The organism is Pontibacter sp. HJ8 (genome assembly GCF_054824225.1).
In genome coordinates this window covers 1-451 of the sequence record NZ_JSYF01000511.1, presented here as the reverse complement: position 1 = coordinate 451, position 451 = coordinate 1, and the positions used below count along the sequence as shown (strand labels likewise).

Annotated in this window: 1 protein-coding gene; it reads left to right on the top strand. The window is 46.8% G+C overall.

The window, feature by feature from the left end; all coding sequences use genetic code 11:
* Positions 1-5: 5 nt before the first annotated feature.
* A complete protein-coding gene (locus OB13_RS18675) occupies positions 6-407 on the top strand; it encodes a hypothetical protein (protein WP_461491700.1) in 402 nt (133 codons plus the stop codon).
* Positions 408-451: the final 44 nt, after the last annotated feature.

Sequence of the window (451 nt, the reverse complement as noted above, 5' to 3'; positions counted from 1 at the left end):
TTATCGTGCTATCATTTTCTTTCCTTTTCACAGCCTGTGACGACGACGACGATACCGAGCCGACCAAAACAGACCTGGTAGTAGCGCACGAATGGAAAGGAGAACGGATTTTGGTGAACGGCCTTGATGTGTCCAGCAGACCGGAGATAAAGAGTATGCTGCTCGACATCAAGAGCACGGTCCTTACGTTGCGCCGCGACGGTACTTATACAGCCGTCTACGATCAGAATGGGAGCAGCCAAACTGCTACAGGAAGCTGGAGCTTCAAAGAAAATGAGACCATCCTCTTTATTGATCTGTTGGGGGATCTGCAGCTAAAAACACTCACTAACAGCAATATGGATTTGATACGTACCGTACAGCAGAATGGCGTATCGTTCGACGCAGAAGTCCAGTTTGTGCAATAAAGCTTACTAAATCTGCAGTAAAGTAAAATCCAGTGTAAAGTCAC